2 protein-coding genes and 1 pseudogene are annotated in these 1,791 nt (G+C 40.9%); 1 reads left to right on the top strand and 2 read right to left on the bottom strand.

Annotation, left to right across the window (positions count from 1 at the left end; all coding sequences use genetic code 11):
- Window positions 1-321: pseudogene (locus V7R42_RS19830) on the top strand (hypothetical protein); the annotation flags it as partial.
- 667 nt (window positions 322-988) lie between these two features.
- On the opposite strand, the gene V7R42_RS19835 reads toward V7R42_RS19830, so the two are convergent.
- Window positions 989-1,210: a toxin-antitoxin system HicB family antitoxin gene (locus V7R42_RS19835; RefSeq protein WP_334022391.1), complete on the bottom strand. Its 222-nt coding sequence runs from the start codon at window positions 1,208-1,210 to the stop codon at window positions 989-991.
- Window position 1,211: 1 nt separating this feature from the next.
- On the bottom strand, window positions 1,212-1,634 hold the full coding sequence (locus V7R42_RS19840; RefSeq protein WP_334022392.1) for a putative toxin-antitoxin system toxin component, PIN family: 423 nt from the start codon (window positions 1,632-1,634) through the stop codon (window positions 1,212-1,214).
- Window positions 1,635-1,791 lie beyond the last annotated feature (157 nt).

Consider the following 1,791-nt stretch of genomic DNA (forward strand, 5'->3'; position numbering starts at 1 on the left):
GAAGGAATTAGTTCTATGGAGTCGGAACCAGATTTTGAATCTTATTCACGCAGTGAATTGCTCGAAATATATGAAGTTATTGATCGCAACGCATATCCAGAAAGATTTCAAAAAGTAAAAGCACTTTTAGGTATGGATGATGTCCACGAGAGCGCTGAAGACGGTTACGATATCGAAATTGATCCTGAATTAGCAGAAATAAATAAAACCAGAAGGATTAAGGAGTTTTTCGATTCACTGGAAGACAACGATAGTTCATTAATGTCTTCAGACTATGGCTTTGGTGGAGATTCAGGTGCCGGAGACATCGGCGGTGAATGAAATTCCTTCTAACAAACCGCTGTAGACGCACGCGGGGCGTGCTGGGACAAAAACACGCGGGCTGTCCTCGCTTCGCTCGTCATTATAGCCCACGTATTTTTGCCCCTAAGCGGGGTGTTATGTGGCCAAGGATCATGCAAAGATATAAGGTAAAGTTTAATTTTAGAAACTCTTACGGTGACCGAAACTTTGAATTTCTGGGCACATGGATTGGCTTTGCAGGTATGCTCTTTGTCATTGGCTGTATATCTTTTTATGAATACCCTAAAAATGCGTTAGCTGACACTGTTCCTGTAGTAGGCGTAGCTTTCGCTATCTATTGGTTCGCTACTCAAATACGTTGGTTAATCATAGTCTTCTGTGTTTTCTCCTTGCTCGTTTCATGTTTATTTTTAGCTCATTCAATTTCCTTAAATATCGATTGTGCTCAAATAATAAATTCACGCCAGCAACTACATTGTGTTCAGGACAATCTTTACCCAAGGGTAGCTTTTGGTTATGTTCTTAGTCTGTTTTTAGTCAGTTTGTATTACTGTGTAGGTTATTTTAAACGTGCCACATAACAAACAACTGTAGCCGTTCGCTGGCGCTCACTGGGACAATAACACGCAGGCTCAGTCGCTTCGCTCCCAGTTTAGCCAGCGTGTTATTGCCCCTAAGTTGGGCGTTAGTTGCCAAAATGTGAATCAAGCTTTTCTAGAAGTTCTAAACCCTTCTTTTTGTCTCCGATAGCCGCAATCGCTTTAAACCTTACTTCAGTATCAAATTCAGCTATTGCTTGTGTAGACAATTCTTCAATTAATTTATTTAAGCTTAACTTTTTATGTGCAGCTAAAGCCTTCAAACGGTTATGTTTATCGTCTGGTAAACGTACGGTTAAAGTCGACATATTAAATTCCTCTCAAATATTCTTCAGGTGCTAGTACTTTCAAGCCATCAAATTGTAATTCCGCATTTCGCAGATCTTTTAGATTATTCGTAATAATACTTTTGGCATTTCCAGCTACTGCTAGTTCAATAAGAAAGTTATCGCCTTCATCTTTTAAATTTGGCCGCCACAAATAATGTATCTGCACCCATTCACAAACACTAAAAAATGCTGCAAGTAACTCGTTTACTTCGTCTTGTGTAAGCGGGCACAACTCTTTAATTTTGTCTCGCTTACTGACAGCTTCATATTCCAAAAATAAGGTTGTGCTAATCAGTGGTTTCAACTGACCTAGCAAGCACTGCCGCACCACTTCTCGTGCAGGTCCCGTTTTGCCAATCAAGGCACTAATAAGTACACTGGTATCAATAACTACTTTATTCATATTTGCAATGCTAGCGTATATGCTGTCACTTTTCAATTTGGCAGGGCAGCTAACAAACCGCTGTAGACGCACGCGGGGCGTGCTGGGACAAAAACACGTGGGCTGTCCTCGCTTCGCTCGATATTTTAGCCCACGTATTTTTGCCCCTAAGCGGGGT

The sequence above is a fragment of the Alteromonas sp. S015 genome (assembly GCF_036864485.1).
Classification (GTDB): domain Bacteria; phylum Pseudomonadota; class Gammaproteobacteria; order Enterobacterales; family Alteromonadaceae; genus Alteromonas.

Coding starts and splice junctions, on each gene's coding strand:
- V7R42_RS19835 (WP_334022391.1), bottom strand. CDS start 1,210: ATGTCGACTTTAACCGTACGTTTACCAGACGATAAACATAACCGTTTG.
- V7R42_RS19840 (WP_334022392.1), bottom strand. CDS start 1,634: ATGAATAAAGTAGTTATTGATACCAGTGTACTTATTAGTGCCTTGATT.